Consider the following 18,760-nt stretch of genomic DNA (forward strand, 5'->3'; position numbering starts at 1 on the left):
ATCCTTGTCCTTTAAAATGCGACTGCTACACGGTAATACACAGTGAGGTGATCCGGGGCCAGCCAGGCCGGATAGTCCACCGGCATCCCGACGGTAAACTGGCTTGAGAACCAGCGCCCTGTGCTGGTAACACCGAGCGCTGCGCCCCATAACGTGCCGGACGCATACCTGTCCACATCGTCCTTTTTCAGCCAGCCACCATCGAGCGCTGCCATTGTGCCGATTTGCCCTAATACGGGCAGCGTCACCAACGCGCCGTTGATTTCGTTACGCCAGTAACCGCCGTTGTCACCGGAGATATATTGCTCTTTGTAACCGCGCACCGATGCCTCACCGCCCAGGGTTACACGCTCGCTGCCGTACAGGCGATCTGCAGACCATTGAAAATAGACGCTGGTAAGCCACCAGATATTCTCTGCCAGCGGGCGCTGAAAGCTGCCGTTGACGCTCCACTTGCGAAATTCCGCGCGGGGGACATCACCTTGTTTGTTGTGGTCGTCTTCTGCGCCAAACCATGGCGTGCCCTGAGTGAAGGTGGGATTCAGGGTTGCCACGCCTGAAGCTATTTTCTGTGTATGGCTGATACCCAGCGAGGCGCTGGACAGCTTCCGACTGCTGGTTTCCAGCAGTACATCGTCCAGATAGTTATGGTTGATACGATGAGTAACACCCAGCGAAGCGCCGGTTTTACTCTCGCCATTACGAAACAGTACCCACGAGGCACCCAGACGGTGTGTTTCACTGTCGCCCGTGGACTGCCAGATCCAGCCATTGTTATCCACGCCGCTGTGGTAATTACTTCAGCTATAGCTGTAATCAAGCAGCCCATAGCCATAAGGAACGCTCAATCCTGCCGCCAGATTCTGCGCATCATGACTGGCAGAAAAGTCGCTGCTACGCCCACCGCTGATAAACCATTTATCGGCGAGGCCAAGAACATTATTTGCCGACAATGCCCCGCTAAGCTGTCCGGTACCGGTGCTCTTTTGTCCACTGTTATCAAAACTGACTGAACCGCTAAGTGGAAATTCCGGCGAGGCGGTCAGATTGACCAACGAATAGCCCGGTTGATCGCCTGGCAGAATTTCGATTTCAACCGGCATCTGACGAATACGGTTGAGTTGTTCCATGCCCTGCTCAATATCGCGCAAGTTCAGAATCTGTCCTTCCAGGCCCGGGAAGGTCATGTAGAGCGTGCGCGACGGCACGCCTTCAAGGCGAATTTGCTGGAGTTTCCCTTCAAGAACGGCGATGTGCAGCTTGCCCGCGGAAAGATCCTGCTCCGTTAAAAATGCGCGACTGGTAATGTAGCCGCGGCTGATGTACCAGTCAGAAATGACCCCGGTCAGCTCGGTCAGATGACGCATGTCCAGACACTGACCCACCCAGGGCGCGGTAAGTCTGGCTGCAGTGGTAGGGGATAATTTTGTCGCACCATCAACCGCTATGGTCGAGATAACAAAACAGGGAGACGAATTTTCGGGACGCCCTTTTGCAATCGACGGGGCGGTAATGGCTGGCAATATGTTGCTGCGCTCCAGCTCTTCACGCTGGCGCTGGCTGTCATCCAGCAACTGCTGCTGTTGCTGCTGAATGGCATTGCGATCGGCAGGAGAAAGTGGAACAGCGTGAACGGTAAAAGCCGTGCTGGATAAGACCATTAACAGCATGGACGCACAAAACGTCGGGCCGCAAAGCAGTGCCTCTGAAATCCTTTTCATAGCTCATCCTTAAGCTAAATTTTACTTAAGTCGCTATTGTAATTGCAGAAATGAATTTATGTAAATAACCACAACAAAAATGTAAGTTTATTAAAAAACTTATCTCCCCCTGCAGCTGAGCCAATAAAAAAGCCCGGTGGGCGTACACTCACCGGGCTTCTCAGGGCAGAGATATTACTTACCGATCTGCGCGTGCATTTCCTGCACTGAAATCACTTTCTCGGTGGCATCGGCATTCAGCGCCATCGCGGTGGCGAAGCCGCCGTTCAGGGTGGTGTCGTAATGCACTTTATATTGCAGCGCGCTGCGGCGGATGAGTTTGGAATCTTCAATCGCCTGACGGCCTGCGGTGGTGTTGATGATGTAGGTGTATTCGCCATTCTTGATACGATCCTGAATGTGCGGACGGCCTTCATGCACCTTGTTCACCAGACGCGGGTTGATTCCGGCTTCACCCAGCACAATCGCGGTGCCGTGGGTGGCATCCAGCTCGAAGCCCTGCTTGAGCAGTTTGGCCGCCAGATCCACCACGCGCTCTTTATCGCCTTCACGCACCGACAGCAGTGCGCGACCGGTTTTCTTCATGGTCGAGTTGCTGCCCAGCTGCGCTTTGGCAAAGGCTTCCGCAAAGGTCCGCCCCACGCCCATCACTTCACCGGTAGAGCGCATTTCCGGCCCTAACAGCGGGTCAACGCCCGGGAACTTGTTGAACGGCAGCACCACTTCTTTCACCGAGTAGTACGGCGGGATGATCTCTTTGGTCACGCCCTGCTCGGCCAGCGATTTACCTGCCATCACGCGCGCTGCCACTTTCGCCAGCGGCACGCCGGTGGCTTTGGAGACGAACGGCACGGTACGCGCCGCACGCGGGTTCACTTCAATCAGGTAGACTTCGTTGTCTTTCACCGCAAACTGCACGTTCATCAGGCCGCGCACCTGCAACTCGAAGGCCAGCTTCTGCACCTGCTGGCGCATCACGTCCTGGATCTCCTGGCTCAGCGTGTAGGCTGGCAGAGAGCAGGCGGAGTCGCCGGAGTGCACGCCAGCCTGTTCGATGTGCTCCATGATGCCGCCAATCAGCACCATTTCGCCGTCGCAGATGGCGTCAACGTCCACTTCCACTGCATCGTCCAGGAAGCGGTCCAGCAGCACCGGCGCATCGTTGGAGACGCTGACGGCGGTCATAAAGTAGCGACGCAGATCCACTTCGTCATAAACGATTTCCATCGCGCGGCCGCCGAGCACGTAGGACGGGCGCACCACCAGCGGGTAGCCAATCTCTTTCGCTTTCTCGACCGCCATTTCGATGGCCGTCACGGTCGCATTCGCCGGTTGCTTCAGCTTCAGACGATCCACCGCCTGCTGGAAACGTTCGCGGTCTTCGGCGCGGTCGATGGCATCCGGGCTGGTGCCGATAACCGGTACACCGGCGGCTTCAAGCGCACGCGCCAGTTTCAGCGGGGTCTGGCCGCCGTACTGCACAATCACGCCTTTCGGCTTCTCGATACGCACGATTTCCAGCACGTCTTCCAGCGTTACCGGCTCAAAGTACAGACGGTCGGAGGTGTCGTAATCGGTGGAGACGGTTTCCGGGTTACAGTTCACCATAATGGTTTCATAACCATCTTCGCGCAGCGCCAGCGAGGCATGTACGCAGCAGTAGTCAAACTCAATGCCCTGACCGATACGGTTCGGCCCGCCGCCCAGCACCATGATTTTTTCGCGATCCGGATTCGGGTTCGATTCGCACTCTTCTTCATAGGTGGAGTACATGTACGCGGTGTCGGTGGAGAACTCCGCCGCACAGGTATCCACGCGCTTGTAAACCGGGTGCAGGTTGTACTGCTCACGCAGCTTACGCACTTCGGCTTCGCGCACGCCCGCCAGGGTTGCCAGACGCGCATCGGCAAAGCCTTTACGCTTCAGGGTACGCAGGAAATCCGCGTCGAGGCCGTTAATGCCCACTTCCGCGACTTTCTCCTCCAGACGCACCAGCTCTTCAATCTGCACCAGGAACCAGCGGTCGATGTTGGTCAGGTTGAACACGCCGTCGACGGACAGCCCGGCGCGGAAGGCGTCGGCGATATACCAGATACGCTCGGCGCCTGCGTCTTTCAGTTCACGGCGGATTTTGGTCAGCGCTTCCGGATCGTCAAGGCTCACTTTCGGGTCAAAGCCAGTCGCGCCCACTTCCAGACCGCGCAGCGCTTTTTGCAGCGACTCCTGCTGGGTGCGGCCAATCGCCATCACTTCGCCGACGGATTTCATCTGCGTGGTCAGGCGGTCGTTAGCGCCGACGAATTTTTCGAAGTTAAAGCGTGGGATCTTGGTGACAACATAGTCGATGGACGGCTCGAACGAGGCCGGAGTACGGCCACCGGTGATGTCGTTCATCAGTTCGTCCAGCGTGTAACCTACCGCCAGTTTCGCCGCCACTTTAGCAATCGGGAAGCCGGTGGCTTTCGAGGCCAGCGCCGAGGAGCGGGAAACGCGCGGGTTCATTTCGATAACAATCAGGCGACCGTTTTTCGGGTTCACCGAGAACTGGACGTTAGAGCCGCCGGTTTCGACGCCGATTTCACGCAGCACCGCCATCGAGGCGTTACGCATGATCTGATACTCTTTGTCGGTCAGGGTCTGCGCTGGCGCAACGGTGATGGAGTCGCCGGTGTGGATGCCCATGGCATCGAAGTTTTCGATGGAGCAGACGATGATGCAGTTGTCGTTCTTATCACGCACCACTTCCATTTCGTACTCTTTCCAGCCAATCAGCGATTCATCGATCAGCAGCTCTTTGGTCGGCGAGAGGTCGAGGCCGCGGGAGCAGATTTCTTCAAACTCTTCGCGGTTGTAAGCGATACCGCCGCCGGTGCCGCCCATGGTAAAGGACGGACGAATAATGCACGGATAACCCACGTCAGCGGCAACCGCCAGCGCTTCTTCCATATTGTGCGCAATGCCGGAGCGGGCGGTATCGAGGCCGATTTTCTTCATGGCGATGTCGAAACGGCGGCGGTCTTCGGCTTTATCAATGGCGTCGGCGGTCGCGCCAATCATGGTCACGCCGAATTCTTCCAGTACGCCCTGACGTTCCAGCTCCAGCGCGCAGTTCAGCGCCGTCTGGCCGCCCATGGTTGGCAGCACCGCGTCCGGACGCTCTTTTTCGATGATTTTGCGCACCACTTCCCAGTGGATAGGCTCAATATAGGTGGCATCGGCCATTTCCGGGTCGGTCATGATGGTGGCCGGGTTAGAGTTCACCAGAATAACGCGGTAACCCTCTTCACGCAGCGCTTTACACGCCTGCGCGCCGGAATAGTCGAACTCACAGGCCTGGCCGATAACAATCGGGCCAGCGCCAAGGATCAGGATGCTTTTTATGTCTGTACGTTTTGGCATGGCTTTTATGGCTCCTGATTATTTGGCGACAGAACGGTAAGTCTTGATCAGTTCAATAAAGTGGTCGAACAGCGGCGCGGCATCGTGCGGGCCGGGGCTGGCTTCCGGGTGGCCCTGGAAGCTGAACGCCGGTTTATCGTTACGATGGATGCCCTGTAGCGTGCCGTCGAACAGCGACTTGTGGGTCACGCGCAGGGTTGACGGCATGGTGGACTCGTCCACCGCAAAACCGTGGTTCTGGGCGGTGATCATCACCACGTTGTTTTCCACGTCTTTCACCGGGTGGTTACCGCCGTGGTGACCGAATTTCATCTTCACGGTTTTGGCACCGCTGGCCAGCGCCAGCAGCTGATGGCCGAGGCAGATACCGAACACCGGAATATCGGTGTCGAGAAACGTTTTAATCGCCTCAATGGCGTAATCGCACGGTGCCGGGTCGCCGGGACCGTTGGAGAGGAAGATGCCGTCCGGGTTCATTTTCAGCACCTCTTCCGCCGGGGTTTGCGCCGGGACAACCGTCAGACGGCAGCCGCGATCCACCAGCATGCGCAGAATGTTGCGCTTCGCGCCGTAGTCGTAGGCCACCACGTGGAACGGCAGCTCGCTTTCGGCGCGGGCTTCGGGCAGCTCGCCTTCAAGCGTCCAGCTCCCCTGCGTCCAGCTGTAGCTCTCCTGGGTGGACACGACTTTCGCCAAATCCATACCGTTAAGACCCGGGAAGGCTTTCGCTTTTTCCAGCGCCAGCGCTGCGTCCGGATTATCACCGGCGATAATGCAGCCGTTTTGCGCCCCTTTCTCACGCAGCAGACGCGTCAGCTTACGGGTATCGATATCGGCAATCGCCACGATGTTATGGCGTTTCAGATAAGAGGAGAGATCTTCCTGATTGCGGTAGTTGCTGGCAATCAGCGGCAGGTCACGGATGACGAGGCCTTGCGCATGTACCTGAGAGGATTCTTCGTCAGCAGCATTGGTGCCGACATTACCGATATGAGGATAAGTAAGAGTAACGATTTGGCGGGAGTAGGAAGGATCAGTGAGGATTTCTTGATAACCGGTCATTGAAGTATTGAAAACGACTTCCCCAACCGCCGAACCTGTTGCCCCTATGGCCCGACCGTAAAACTGGGTTCCGTCTTCCAGAACCAATAGCGCTGACTTAATCAAAACACCCTCCAGAGAATATTCACTCACTTTATTTGCATATTAATTCATAATGAGCCCGTGAATCAATGCAAATCTGCTTACCCGCGAATTTTCGGCAAACGGCGGCATTCTAGAGACAGGTGAGACAAAAGTCTACCCGATTGACCATTTTTATTTATGTTTTTGCGCCTCTGACAAACCACAGAAGGCAAAGGCAGTGAAAAGATCAGCTATATCAGGCAGGAAAACGCTTGCGCGGTTAGAAAACTGGAAATATTTGTCTGGCACCCTGCAAAACCGGACCAGATGGTCAAAATTTACATTACAGAAACAAATAAACCGAAGAAGATTGCAACTTTTAGAGGTTTAATAGAAAAATATCAATGAAGAGCAAAAATAAAGGGGCAATAAAATATTGCCCCATGTAATCAATTAATTATGATTACCACAACCACATCACGAGAGGTAATAATAGCTATAAATTGTTGAGATCCAGCACATCACGCATATCAAAAAGACCGTTTTGCTTAGATTTTAGCCACAATGCCGAGCGAACCGCACCATTGGCAAAGGTCATCCGGCTGGAGGCTTTGTGCGTAATTTCAATGCGCTCGCCGATATCGGCGAACATCGCCGTATGTTCACCCACGATGTCGCCTGCGCGCACGGTGGCAAAACCGATGCTGCCCGGCACGCGTTCACCGGTGTACCCTTCACGGCTGTACACCGCGCACGCCTTCAGATCTTTATCCATCGCCTGAGCAATGGCTTCGCCCATTGCCAGTGCCGTGCCTGATGGCGCATCCACTTTGTGGCGATGATGCGCTTCGATAATTTCGATGTCGGTGTAATCGCCCATCACTTTGGCGGCCTTCTCCAGCAGCTTAAGCATCACGTTCACGCCGACGCTGAAGTTCGCCGCAAAGACGATAGCGATGTCCCGTGCGGCCTCGCTGATGGCCGCTTTGCCCGCGTCGTCAAAGCCGGTGGTGCCAATCACCATGCCCTTGCCGTGCTCGCGGCAGAAGGCCAGATGCGCCAGCGTGCCTTCCGGGCGGGTAAAATCGATAAAGACATCAAAATCGTCTTTCACGGCCTCAAGATCGCTCTGCACGGTAACGCCGGTTTTGCCCGCGCCCGCCAGTTCACCCGCATCGCTGCCGAGCAGCGACGATCCGTCGCGCTCAAGGGCCGCGCCGAGCGCCACGCCTTCCATTGCCAGTGCCGCCTGGATCAGCTGGCGACCCATACGGCCACCGGCTCCCGCGATGGCCACGCGGATGTTTGCCTCTTGCATAGTTGTACTCTTTTGTTAATGAAATGCTGAAAAAACGTTTTCAGAGTAACCAGCCCCGCGCGGGGCGACCAGCCAAAAACGTCGATATTAGAATTTAATGATATACGCCGAAAAATATCAGTAAAAGGCATGATGATCAGCGAAAGCCGCAGGACTCCCTGACCACCAGCGCGGGCGGTAAAATAATGCGCTGGGGCGGCTCATCATTGCCCTGAATGCGACTGTACAGCAGCTCCCCGGCTTTACGGCCAATCTCTTTCGCCGCCACCGATACGGTGGTGAGCGCAGGCTGCACCAGCGCGGCTTCAGTAATATCGTCAAAGCCCACCAGCGCAAAGTCACGCCCCACTTCGCGGCCCATTTTTCGCAGCGCCTGCATCACGCCGAGGGCCACAATATCCTGATAGCAGACCGCTGCGGTGATCTGCGGGTACTGCGTCAGCAGCGCCTGCGCCACGCGCGCCCCATCGCTCTGGCTGGCCTGCGAGGTCACCAGCCAGGCCGGTTCCGGCGAAATGCCCTTCTCAAGCAACGTGCTGGTAAAGCCGCCGATGCGCTGCGCCCGGGTACCGGAGCTGGCGCTGCCGCCGATAAAGGCGATATGACGGTGCCCGAGGCCGAGCAGGTGACGGGTCGCCATTTGCGTGCCAAGAAAATTATCGGTGCCGACAAAATCAAACTGCGGATCGCTTGCCGGTCGCACCACCATGATCGCCGGAATGTTACGGCGCTTAAGGGCGTCAAAGAATGACGACGGCGTTTCCCGTGCGGCGCACAGCACCATGCCGCAGGCGTTATTGCGCATCAGGGAATCGACAAATTTTTGCTGCCGCTCGCCGGACTCCTCGCTGTTCGCCAGAAACAGCAGCAGATCGTGGCGCTCCATTTCGTGACTTAAGCCTGCGGTCATTTCGCCATAAAAGGGATTGGTGATGTCGTGCAGCAGCAGTCCGACCTGATTACTGCTGCGGTTACGCAGGTTGGCCGCCGTCTGGTTATAGACATAGCCGGACTCATCCAGCGCTTTCAGCACCCGCTGCCGCGTGGACGGGGAAATACGCCCGCGGTTACGCAGCACCATTGACACGGTCGCCGTTGATACCCCTGCCCTTGCCGCCACCTGCGCCAGCGTGATCGTCGCCATTGCCTGCTCCTCATCCTGTGAAGGTTAATCGAATAACCATAGCAGAGGCTTTTGTCCGGTGATAGTCCTCACATTCCTGGCGGTAACCGGTGTCTTAATGTGGATTCTGCCGGGTTAATCGCGTTAACCAGCCTTCATTTTTAAAGTTAATCGATTAACCTGATTAAAAACCACCCGCGCAGCAGGCACGGATGTCATTTATGGGGAGGGGTTATGTCACTACGCAGCATCACATCTGAACGCTTGATCCTGCTGGATCAGCCGTGGCGCGATCGCGCGACCATTCTGGATCAGCTTTGCCAGCGCCTGTATGACGAAGGCAAAGTCAGCGATAAGGCGGCGTTTCTGGAGGCGGTCTGGCAGCGGGAGAAGCTGTCGGAAACCGGCTTTGAACAGGGCGTTGCCATTCCTCACGGCAAATCTGCCGTGGTCGCCCGCCCCGCCTTTGCGGTGGCGCGCGTTACGCAGCCGGTGCGCGACTGGCCCACCATGGACGGTGAAGATCAGGTGGAGCTGATCTTTTTGCTGGCGGTGCCCTTCGGCGATGACGCCGGACATCTGCGCCTGCTCTCCACCCTCAGCCTGTCGCTGATGGATGAGCAGCGGGTGACGGCGCTGAAAGCAGCGGCGACGGTGGAGGATTTTCTTACGCTGCTGGATGACACCAACGCTCCCCGCGCCAGCACGCCGGTGACTGCCGGCGGCCAAAGCTTGATTGTTATCACCTCCTGCCCGGCGGGCATCGCGCATACCTATATGGCGGCGGAAGCACTGGAAAAAGCGGGCGCGGCGCGGGGCATTCAGGTATGGAGCGAAAAACAGGGGGCCAACGGCACCGAAGATGAAGTTACCGACGCGCAAATTGCCGCCGCCGTGGGGGTGATTTTCGCCGCCACCCTGCCGCCAAAAGGCAAAGCGCGTTTTAACGGCAAGCCCTATATCGCCACCTCGGTGTCAGAACCTTTAAAAGACGCAGACGGCCTGATCGACCGCCTGCTGCGCCAGCCGGACGGCATTGTCAGCGCTGACGGCGGCAACAGCGAGTCGCGCACGCGGGAGAAATCCTTTCTCGCCCGCCTGTATCAGGGTGTATCCAGCGGTATCTCGTACATGATCCCGGTGATCGTCGCCGCAGGGCTGATGATCGGCGTCGGCCAGTTAACCGCCAGCCTGCTCGGGGTGACGGATATCGGCAGCGCCAGCTATGCAAAGAGCGATAGCACCGCGCTGGTGCTCTGCCACTTTCTGACGCAGTACGGCAACATGATCATGAAGTTTATGTATCCGGTCTTCGCCGCTTACATGGCCTACAGCATTGCCGACCGCCCCGGCCTGGTGCCGGGCCTTATCGGCGGCGCCTTCGCCGGTGGCCTGCATTACACCTTCTGGTCGGTAAGCGGCGGCATTCCGTCGGGTTTTCTCGGCGCGCTGATCCTCGGCATGATCGCCGGTTTCCTTGCGGACTATCTGAATACCCATATCCGCCTGCACAAACATTTACAGGCGATGAAGCCGATGCTGATCGTGCCCGGCCTCTCTGCGCTGGCGATTTTCTTTATCAACTACAGCTTTGTCGATCCGGTATTTGGCGGCATTAACCAGTGGTTGCAGCAGATGATCGTGGCGCACGGCAGCGGCAGCACATTGATGCTGGCGGCGCTCATCGCCTCCCTCACCGCCTTTGATCTTGGCGGGCCGGTCAACAAATCCGCCGGAGCGATCGCCATCGGCCTTGCCGCCGACCATATCTATCCCCTTACCGCCCGCGTGCTGGGGATCGTGATCCCGCCCATCGGCATCGGGCTGGCGACGCTGATTGACCGCATGATCGTTCGCCAGCGCGTGTTTGATGAAAACCAGCGCATCACCGGCACCACCTCATTGATCCTGGGTTTTCTCGCCATCGGCGAAGGGGCGATCCCCTTCATGCTGAAAAATCCGCTGATTACCATTTCCATCAATATCACCGGCGCGGTGATCGGCGCGCTGACGGCCATCACCCTGGGATCGGTGCAGTGGTATCCGCTGCCCGCCATCTGGGGCTGGCCGCTGGTGCAGAACCTGCCCGCCTACCTGTGCGGCATGGCGGCGGGCATTAGCTTTATCGCCCTGACCAACGTCTTCGTGCGCTACGCGCTGATCCGCGCCGGCAAAATGCATATTGAACAGCTGAGATAAAACGATGAAAAAAGAGGTTTATGTGGTGGCGCACTGCCACTGGGATGCGGAGTGGTATTTCACCTGCGAGGACTCCCATATTCTGCTGACAGAGAATATGGATTATCTGATCCACCTGCTGGAGCGCGATCCAACATTCCCCTCCTTCACCTTTGACGGGCTGGCAGTGGTGCTGGACGAGTATTTACAGGTGCGCCCGGAAAACGGCCCGCGGCTGGAGGCGCTCATCAGTCAGCGGCGGCTGTTCGTCGGGCCGTGGTATACGCAGTGCGATTCCCTGCTGATCCGCACCGAATCCCTGATCCGCAATCTGCAGTACGGCATCGCCACGGCGCAGCGCTTTGGTCACAGTATGAACGTCGGCTATCTGCCGGATATTTTCGGCCAGCATGCGTATTTACCGGCGATTTTCGGCGATCTGGGGATCGACTACGCGGTATTGCAGCGCGGCGTGTATACCGACCAGCTTAAGGGCGATCTGAATTTCCTGTGGCGCGCGCCAAATCAAAAAACGCTGCCTGCCTGTTGTCTGTATTTCGGCTACGGGCCGGGGAAATTTTTATCCACCGAGGCGGATTATGTGGAGCACCGGCTGCTGCCGATCCTCGACCGTTTAACCGATCTTAACCGCAGCACCGACAAACTGCTGCTGCCTGCCGGTGGCGATCAGGTGCTGGCGAACGCGCAGTTTCCACAGACGGTGAAGGCGCTGAATGAACTGGACACGCCCTATCACTTTCATATGACCGATTACGAAAGTTATCTGCGTGACGCCTGGGCAGACGCGCCCTTCAGCAACGTCATTGACGGCGAGCTGGTGGCCTGTCAGAAATCGCGTATCCACCGCACCTGCCACTCCACGCGCTACGACATCAAACGCCAGACCTGGCAGACGGAGCATCTGCTGCTCGATCAACTGGAGCCGCTGATGGCGGTTGCCTCGCACCTCGGCGTGACCTACCCGCAGCCGGTTATCGACAGCATGTGGAAAACGCTGTTCGCCGCCCATGCGCATAATGGCATTGAGGCCACCAACGCCGATGCGGTGAATCAGAACATTAAAAACCGGCTGATCAGCGTCGAGCGCTCGGCGCTGAGCCTGCTTAACGTGCTGAAAAAGAAAATCAGCTATCAGATCGCCCGCCAGCTGGCGGATGAACGTCTGCTGGTGGTATTCAACTGTGACATCAGCCCGCTGCAACAGCTTGTCCGCGCGGTGATCTTTACCCAACAACCCGATTTTATCCTGACGCAGAACGGCGTGGCGGTGGAGAGCACCCTGCTGCAACAGCAAAAACTCTCCGGCGGCCAGGTGGTGATCGTCACCGCCGCGGGCGAAAAACTCGAACCGGTGGCCGACTACTACCGTAGCGAGATCCTCTTTCGCCCGCCGTCGCTGCCGGGCCTCGGCTATCAGACGTTACGGGTGGAGGAGCAGCAATCCTGCGCCCGGCTGGCGCGGCGCGACCTGCCGGTAATTGAAAACGCCCGCTACCGCATCAGCCTCGCCTCCGGCGTGCTGACGCTGGAGAACAAACAGACCGGCCAGCGCGTGGAAGATTTTTTAACCTTTGTCGATTGCGGTGATAACGGTGACGAGTTCGACTTCGCGCCGCTGGCGGACGAGCAGCCGCTCACCTGCCGGGAATTCCATGTTGTGACCTGTGAAAGCAGCGCGCAGGTATCGCGCCTGACGCTGCGATCCGCCCTCACCCTGACCGCGAATATGGCGGAGCGCCAGGCAGGGATCGCCCGGCAAAAAATGGCTATCGCCACTACGCTTGAGCTGCGCGACGGCGAAGGTTTTGTGCGCGTGCATCATCAGTTGATCAACGCCGCCACGGAGCACCGTTTGCGGGTGCACCTGAAAACGCCGGTGGAGCAGCCCAACTATTCCTTTGCCGATCAGGGCTTCAGTATTATTCGCCGCGAAACGGTGAACCCTTACGTTGCACAGTGGCGCGAGCTGGGCTTTGTGGAAAAACCGATGCCCATCTACACCCTGGAAAACATGGTTTATCTGCAGGATGAACAGCACTGTTTCGGCGTGATAACCAAAGGCATCAAAGAGTACGAGGTGCTGCCGGAGAGCGATACCCTGGCGCTGACGCTGTTTCGCAGCGTCGGCCTGCTCGGGAAAGACGATACCCTGTGGCGGCCTGGCCGGGCCTCCGGCATCAATAACAAAGTCGTTGAAACGCCGGACGCGCAGATGCTGCAGGAGATGGAATTCGACTATGCGCTGCTGCTGGATGGCCCGCAGGATGAGGCGGCCATATTCAGCGCCTGCCGGGATTACCGCGAGCACTACCTCACCTACCAGGTACAAAAACTCAATACCTTTGAGGAGCGCCTGGAGCGCTTTACCCTGCCGATTGCGCCCCACGGTCTGCCGCCAGAGGCACAACTGATCGCCTGCGGCAATCCACGCCTGTTCCTCAGCATGTGCCGCCCCGGCGCGCGCGACGGTGAAACCCTGGTGCGGCTGTTTAACCCCACGCCGCAGCCGGAAATCTGCTCGCTGACCGTTCCGCCGGGCAGCCGGATCTATCAGCTGTCGTTAAACGAAACCCGGCGCACGCCACTGCGCGATGACGCGCTAATCGCCCCCGTCGATTACCTGACGCTGGCGATAGTGACAGGAGAAGCACAATGACCCGCTCAATCTATGACAAGTTCCCGGAAGTACGCGTGCACGGCTATGACCATCAGGCGTGGGCGGGCTGGAACGCCATCGGCGAGGTATTGCAGGCGCGCGCGCTGGCGGGCGGCGTACTGGTGATCGACTGCTATCCAGGCGTGCGATTGCGCGAGCTGGAAGAAACCCTGCTGCCCGCGCTCGGGGCCGCACGGGTGATTAACGTGGAAAGCGCCCGCCGGGATGCGCAGGAACTGCATCATCTGCTGGCGCGTCATCTTACGGACGACCGGGTGTTTGGCGTGCTCTCCTGCCACCAGCTTGTGGAATTCTTTGATAACGAAAAACTCCAGGCGCTGCGCCAGCAGGTGAGCGAGGGCCATGACGGCCTGACGGTGATCTATGGCCCCGGCGCGGCGCTGGTGCACCCCGGCGATGTGCTGGTTTACGCCGATCTGCCGCGCTGGGAAATTCAGCAGCGGATGCGCAGCGGCGAGCTGGGCAACTGGGGCTTTGATAACGCCGATGAGGATATTCTGCGTCGCTACAAGCGCGCTTTTTTTATTGAGTGGCGGGTGTTCGATCGCCACAAAACGCCGCTGCTTAAACGTGCCGATTTTCTGCTGGATACCACCGTTTGTGATGCCCCTGCGCTGGTCAGCGGCGAGGCGTTTCGCGGCGGGCTGGCGCAGACCGTACAGCAACCATTTCGCGTAATGCCCTTTTTCGACCCTGGCGTGTGGGGCGGCCAGTGGATGAAACAGCAATTCGATCTCGATCCCACAAAACCAAACTATGCCTGGTGTTTTGACTGCGTGCCCGAGGAAAACAGCCTGTTGCTACGGTTTGGCGCTGTGCGGATCGAGATCCCCGCTCAGGATCTGGTGCTGCTACAACCCCGCGCGCTGCTGGGTGAAAAAGTCCACGCCCGTTTTGGCGCGGAGTTCCCGATCCGTTTTGATTTTCTCGATACCATCGGCGGCCAGCATCTGAGTCTGCAGGTGCATCCGCTGACGGAATACATTCAGCAGCAGTTTGGTATGCATTACACCCAGGATGAGAGTTACTACATTCTGGACGCGACGCCGGAGGCGGTGGTCTATCTCGGCACGAAAACCGGCATCGATCCGCAGGCAATGCTGGACGATCTGCACGCCGCCAGCCGGGGAGAAAAGCGCTTCGACGACGCCCGCTTTGTAAATCCGATCCCGGCGCGCAAACACGATCACTTCCTGATCCCGGCGGGCACGGTGCACTGCTCCGGCGCGGGCACCATGGTGCTGGAAGTCAGCGCCACGCCCTATATTTTCACCTTCAAGCTGTGGGACTGGGATCGCGTGGGGATGGACGGCCTGCCGCGCCCGGTGCATCTGCAGCACGGCGCGCAGGTGATCGACTGGCAGCGTGATACCGCCTGGGTGCATAAGCATCTGGTCAACCGTATCGAACCGGTAGATGAAGGCGACGGCTGGCGCGAGGAGCGCACCGGGCTGCATGAACGGGAATTCATCGAAACCCGCCGCCACTGGTTTACCGCGCCGGTTACGCATCATACAGAGGGCGGCGTTAACGTGCTCAACCTGGTGGAGGGCGCAGAAGCGCTCGTCGACAGCCCGGACGGGGCCTTTGCGCCTTTTGTGGTGCATTACGCCGAAACGTTCATTATTCCCGCCGCCGTTGGCGAGTACCGCATTTCGCCCGGCGGCGACAGCGACGGGCAGCCGCTCGCCACCCTCAAAGCATGGGTCAGGGGGTAAAGATGATAAACGTGATCATTGCCACCCATGGCCCGCTGGCGGAGGCGCTGCTGAGCAGCAGCCGTATGGTGTACGGCGAGCTGCCGCAGGTTTCCAGCGTTACGCTCAGCGAGCAGGCGGGTATCGACGGTTTTAAGCGCGATTTCGCCCGCGAGCTGGCCCGCGCAAGCGAGCACGCCGACGGTGTGCTGGTGCTGTGCGATCTGCAAAGCGGCACGCCGTGGAACGTCGCCTGCCAGTACGCCTTTTCCCCGCACACTACGCCGCCGGTCGCGGTGCTGGCGGGGGTGAGCTTTCCCATGCTGCTGCAAAGCGAGGAGATCAATCATTTTACTGACGTCCATATTGCGGCGGATCGGCTGCTGGCGCTGGCGCTGCCGACGCTCGTCAAAGCCGTCCCTGTCATTTCTGATCCATCCGATGATTTTTGAAGGAGCCTGCTATGAGTCTTTCTTTTGTGCGTATTGACGATCGCGTCATTCACGGGCAGCTCGTCACGCGCTGGGCCAAAGAGCTGCCCTGCGATGGCATTATCGCCATTGATGATGCCGTCGCGGCCGATCCGCTGCTTTCCTCGGTGATGAAAGGGGCGGTTCAGGACATCAAAGTGTGGCTGTTCGATACCGCCACGGCGATTGAAAAACTGCCGAAGGTCATCGCCAGTGAGAAGCATTACTTCGTGATCGGCAAATCACCGGTCACGCTGCAACGCCTGGCGCAGGCCGGGATCAACCTGCAAAACGCCAACGGCAAAATCAACGTCGGGCCGATGAGCGCCCGCGCGGATACCACCACCATCGGTCCGAATCAGTCGGTGAACGCCGATGAGATCGCCGCCTTTGACTGGCTGGCCGCGCACGGGCATCTGATTGAGTTTCGCCTGGTGCCGGATGCCAACAGCTACCGCTGGCAGGACGCCCGCCAGAAACTGAAATAAGGGGGCAGTATGTTTATCGAGGCGATACTGATTGGCCTGCTGTGTTATCTGGGCGCGCTGAGCAGCCCCTGGCTGCTGGGCTTAACCGGCGGCTGGTATCTGATCACCCGTCCGCTGGTATCCGGGATGCTGGTGGGGCTGATCCTGGGGGATATGCAAACCGGCATTATCATCGGCGTGGCGGTGCAGGCGGTGTATATCGCCATGGTAACGCCGGGCGGCTCGATGCCCGCCGATCTGAATTTTGTGGCTTATCCGGCGATTGCGCTGGGTATACTTTCCGGCCAGGGACCGGAAGTGGCGGTAGCGCTGGCGGCGACCATCGGCATCGCCGGAACCATTTTGTTTAACGCCATGATGGTGCTGAATTCATTCTGGAATCACCGCGCGGATGTGGCGCTGGAGCGCGGTGACGAGCGCGGCCTGTGGCTCAACAGCGCCCTCTGGCCGCAGGCGACGAACTTTGTTTTACGCTTCGTGCCGACATTTATTGCCGTCTACTTCGGCGCGCAGTACATCAGCGCCTTTATGGACAGCCTGCCGAAAGTGGTGCTTTCCAGCATGAACGTGCTGGGCGGCATTCTGCCTGCGGTGGGGATTGCCATTCTGCTTAAGCAGATCATCAAAAATTACAGCATGCTGATCTACTTTCTGGTCGGCTTCGTCTGCATCGTCTTTTTAAAACTCAATATGGTCGCGCTGGTGATCGTCGGCGCGCTGCTGGCGCTGATCCACTACAACTACAAACCGGAACCCGCGCAGCCTGTGGCGACCGCGCCGGTCGATGATGAGGATGAATTCTGATGGAAAACCGCACCCTTACCCGAACCGATCTGCGCCGCTGCTGGCGGGCGTGGATGATGCACAATCTGTCATCCATGAGTTTTGAGCGTCTGGAATCCTTCGGCTTCTGCCTGAGTATGCTGCCGGTGGCGAAAAAGCTTTATCCGGATGCCGCCGAACGCCAGGAAATGCTGCGCCGTCATGCGTCTTTTTATAACACCGAGCCGCAGCTAGGAGCCATTGTGAACGGCATGGTGCTGGGGCTGGAGGAGAAAAAAGCTAACGGCGAACCCATTGACGGCGACATGATCAACACGCTGAAGGTGGGTCTGATGGGGCCGGTGGCGGGCATCGGCGATTCGATGATCCCCGGTATGCTGATCCCGATCCTGCTCAGTATCGGCATGGCGCTGGCGGCGGGCGGCAGCGCCATCGGGCCGCTGTTTTATGCCGTCGCCTGGCTGGCGATCATCATTCCCGGTTCATGGTTCCTGTTTTTGAAAGGCTACAAAATGGGATCCGGCTCGGTGGAGATGCTGGTGAGCAGTAAATCCACCCGCCTGCGGGAAGCGCTGTCGCTGCTCGGCGTATTTGTGATGGGCGGCGTGGCGGCAAGCTACGTTAAGCTCGGCACCGGGCTTGAGTTTATCACTAAGGACGGGGTGAATATTCATGTGCAGCAGATGCTGGACGGTATTTTCCCGCAGCTCTTACCGCTCATCGTGGTGCTCGGCACCTGGTACCTGATGGCGAAACGCGGCGTGTCGCCGGTAAAAGCGATGCTGCTGTTGCTGGCGCTGGCTGCCGCAGGCGTCGTGAGCGGAGTATTCGCGGGATAAGGTTTGCCGGGTGACGCCAGCTCACCCGGCCGGGGTTTCGCGAAAGGCGACAGACTCCTTGATGAGCACGTCCCAGTCGGTCGGCGGACGCTTTTTTCTGAGCATTTTGCGGAAGACTTCATAAGCATCCGTTTTGCTGTGGTAAGCGCGTAGCGTGGTTTCGTCGTTCATCCAGCCCAGCACGATCACTTTCTGGCTGAGGCTGTAGCGGAAAAACAGGCGATAGCGGGCGGCACCAAATTTGGCGCGGGACCATTTAAGGTATTTGTCGCCCAGCGTGCGCCCCTGGGCGTAAGCCGGATTGGCGGGATTGACGGTAATTCCCTGTTCAATAACCTGATGCACCACCGCCAGCAGTTTAGTGGCTTTTTTCTGCTGATATGTATCTGGAAAACGCCTTTTCAGTTCGGTGACTTCCGCCACCAGCGCATCGTAAACGTCCTGAAAGCACGGGTGTGCGTATACTGTCCATCCATTGATGATTGCAACCATTCCTGTTACTCGTCGTCAGTGATGTCGTCATCGATATTCACGGTCATACCCGCAACCAGGCTGCGGCCCTGTTCAAAGGTGGTCATATTCAGTGGCTGTAAGCGGGACGGATTTTCTTCCATATCCTTTGCGAGAAACGCCAGAAAAGCATTCATGATGGGATCCTCCTCGTCTTCTGCCAGTCGGCTCATCACCACTTTGCCGCCCGGCAGGATTTCATAGTGAATGCGGTCTTTCCCCGGCGTTAGCTGGAGCGCTTCACGTACAGGCGCCGGGATGGTGGTCTGGCTACGGGCGGTAAGTTTAGAATCCACCTCCAGCGCAGCCTCAGCAAACGTGTACATAGTGTCACCTGTGTTTCATAGCGATGGTGTTTAATTATCAGCCAATTTTAGTCTGGCAAGCCGGGTAATGCAATTGCATTATCGG

At 58.1% G+C, this 18,760-nt stretch carries 13 protein-coding genes and 1 pseudogene; 7 read left to right on the forward strand and 7 right to left on the reverse strand.

The features are described 5' to 3' along the window. Window positions 1–11: 11 nt before the first annotated feature. The 5 genes and pseudogenes from ACQUTD_RS12435 to ACQUTD_RS12455 all read right to left on the reverse strand — a co-directional run bounded on the left by ACQUTD_RS12435 (window position 12) and on the right by ACQUTD_RS12455 (window position 8,707). A pseudogene (locus ACQUTD_RS12435) lies at window positions 12–1,670 on the reverse strand (ShlB/FhaC/HecB family hemolysin secretion/activation protein). Between the two features lie 225 nt (window positions 1,671–1,895). Next, entirely contained in the window at window positions 1,896–5,120 is a 3,225-nt protein-coding gene (gene carB, locus ACQUTD_RS12440) for a carbamoyl-phosphate synthase large subunit (protein ID WP_473276337.1), read from the reverse strand. An 18-nt stretch (window positions 5,121–5,138) separates the two neighbouring features. After that, the gene (gene carA, locus ACQUTD_RS12445; protein ID WP_072570498.1) at window positions 5,139–6,287 is read right to left on the reverse strand and encodes a glutamine-hydrolyzing carbamoyl-phosphate synthase small subunit; all 1,149 of its coding nucleotides are present in this window, start codon (window positions 6,285–6,287) and stop codon (window positions 5,139–5,141) included. A gap of 454 nt (window positions 6,288–6,741) precedes the next feature. Then, window positions 6,742–7,563, reverse strand: a complete 822-nt coding sequence (gene dapB, locus ACQUTD_RS12450; RefSeq protein ID WP_473276339.1) for a 4-hydroxy-tetrahydrodipicolinate reductase — start codon at window positions 7,561–7,563, stop codon at window positions 6,742–6,744. A 136-nt stretch (window positions 7,564–7,699) separates the two neighbouring features. Then, window positions 7,700–8,707, reverse strand: coding sequence for a Mal regulon transcriptional regulator MalI (locus tag ACQUTD_RS12455; RefSeq protein WP_473276341.1), 1,008 nt, complete (start codon window positions 8,705–8,707; stop codon window positions 7,700–7,702). Between the two features lie 213 nt (window positions 8,708–8,920). On the opposite strand from ACQUTD_RS12455, the gene ACQUTD_RS12460 reads away from it, so the two are divergent. From ACQUTD_RS12460 to ACQUTD_RS12490, 7 genes are read left to right on the forward strand one after another with little or no spacing between them, the layout of a single operon-like run. Next, a complete protein-coding gene (locus tag ACQUTD_RS12460; RefSeq protein ID WP_473276343.1) occupies window positions 8,921–10,885 on the forward strand; it encodes a fructose-specific PTS transporter subunit EIIC in 1,965 nt (654 codons plus the stop codon). 4 nt (window positions 10,886–10,889) lie between these two features. Next, the gene (locus ACQUTD_RS12465; protein WP_473276345.1) at window positions 10,890–13,541 is read left to right on the forward strand and encodes a glycoside hydrolase family 38 N-terminal domain-containing protein; all 2,652 of its coding nucleotides are present in this window, start codon (window positions 10,890–10,892) and stop codon (window positions 13,539–13,541) included. Next, a complete protein-coding gene (locus ACQUTD_RS12470; RefSeq protein ID WP_473276347.1) occupies window positions 13,538–15,280 on the forward strand; it encodes a class I mannose-6-phosphate isomerase in 1,743 nt (580 codons plus the stop codon). The genes ACQUTD_RS12465 and ACQUTD_RS12470 overlap by 4 nt, the downstream gene beginning before the upstream one ends. Window positions 15,281–15,282: 2 nt before the next feature. Further along, window positions 15,283–15,711 (forward strand): PTS sugar transporter subunit IIA domain-containing protein, encoded by a 429-nt coding sequence (locus tag ACQUTD_RS12475; protein WP_473276349.1) that lies wholly within the window; start codon window positions 15,283–15,285, stop codon window positions 15,709–15,711. 11 nt (window positions 15,712–15,722) lie between these two features. Continuing rightward, window positions 15,723–16,217, forward strand: coding sequence for a PTS sugar transporter subunit IIB (locus tag ACQUTD_RS12480; protein WP_318364108.1), 495 nt, complete (start codon window positions 15,723–15,725; stop codon window positions 16,215–16,217). Window positions 16,218–16,226: 9 nt separating this feature from the next. Beyond that, on the forward strand, window positions 16,227–17,021 hold the full coding sequence (locus ACQUTD_RS12485) for a PTS mannose/fructose/sorbose/N-acetylgalactosamine transporter subunit IIC (protein WP_318364107.1): 795 nt from the start codon (window positions 16,227–16,229) through the stop codon (window positions 17,019–17,021). After that, the gene (locus ACQUTD_RS12490; RefSeq protein ID WP_473276352.1) at window positions 17,021–17,839 is read left to right on the forward strand and encodes a PTS system mannose/fructose/sorbose family transporter subunit IID; all 819 of its coding nucleotides are present in this window, start codon (window positions 17,021–17,023) and stop codon (window positions 17,837–17,839) included. Before ACQUTD_RS12485 ends, ACQUTD_RS12490 begins: the two co-directional genes overlap by 1 nt. A gap of 21 nt (window positions 17,840–17,860) precedes the next feature. Here the strand turns inward: ACQUTD_RS12490 and ACQUTD_RS12495 are convergent, their stop codons facing one another. After that, the gene (locus ACQUTD_RS12495) at window positions 17,861–18,331 is read right to left on the reverse strand and encodes a type II toxin-antitoxin system YhaV family toxin (protein WP_318364105.1); all 471 of its coding nucleotides are present in this window, start codon (window positions 18,329–18,331) and stop codon (window positions 17,861–17,863) included. Window positions 18,332–18,336: 5 nt separating this feature from the next. After that, window positions 18,337–18,675, reverse strand: a complete 339-nt coding sequence (locus ACQUTD_RS12500; protein ID WP_318364104.1) for a type II toxin-antitoxin system PrlF family antitoxin — start codon at window positions 18,673–18,675, stop codon at window positions 18,337–18,339. Between the last annotated feature and the right edge of the window lie 85 nt (window positions 18,676–18,760).

This window comes from Enterobacter sp. K510, assembly GCF_055804875.1.

What these genes read in the sequence shown, in the direction of transcription:
- carB (WP_473276337.1), bottom strand. Translation starts at nt 5,120, where the DNA reads ATGCCAAAACGTACAGACATAAAAAGCATCCTGATCCTTGGCGCTGGC.
- dapB (WP_473276339.1), bottom strand. Translation starts at nt 7,563, where the DNA reads ATGCAAGAGGCAAACATCCGCGTGGCCATCGCGGGAGCCGGTGGCCGT.
- ACQUTD_RS12455 (WP_473276341.1), bottom strand. Translation starts at nt 8,707, where the DNA reads ATGGCGACGATCACGCTGGCGCAGGTGGCGGCAAGGGCAGGGGTATCA.
- ACQUTD_RS12460 (WP_473276343.1), top strand. Translation starts at nt 8,921, where the DNA reads ATGTCACTACGCAGCATCACATCTGAACGCTTGATCCTGCTGGATCAG.
- ACQUTD_RS12465 (WP_473276345.1), top strand. Translation starts at nt 10,890, where the DNA reads ATGAAAAAAGAGGTTTATGTGGTGGCGCACTGCCACTGGGATGCGGAG.
- ACQUTD_RS12470 (WP_473276347.1), top strand. Translation starts at nt 13,538, where the DNA reads ATGACCCGCTCAATCTATGACAAGTTCCCGGAAGTACGCGTGCACGGC.
- ACQUTD_RS12475 (WP_473276349.1), top strand. Translation starts at nt 15,283, where the DNA reads ATGATAAACGTGATCATTGCCACCCATGGCCCGCTGGCGGAGGCGCTG.
- ACQUTD_RS12480 (WP_318364108.1), top strand. Translation starts at nt 15,723, where the DNA reads ATGAGTCTTTCTTTTGTGCGTATTGACGATCGCGTCATTCACGGGCAG.
- ACQUTD_RS12485 (WP_318364107.1), top strand. Translation starts at nt 16,227, where the DNA reads ATGTTTATCGAGGCGATACTGATTGGCCTGCTGTGTTATCTGGGCGCG.
- ACQUTD_RS12490 (WP_473276352.1), top strand. Translation starts at nt 17,021, where the DNA reads ATGGAAAACCGCACCCTTACCCGAACCGATCTGCGCCGCTGCTGGCGG.
- ACQUTD_RS12495 (WP_318364105.1), bottom strand. Translation starts at nt 18,331, where the DNA reads ATGGTTGCAATCATCAATGGATGGACAGTATACGCACACCCGTGCTTT.
- ACQUTD_RS12500 (WP_318364104.1), bottom strand. Translation starts at nt 18,675, where the DNA reads ATGTACACGTTTGCTGAGGCTGCGCTGGAGGTGGATTCTAAACTTACC.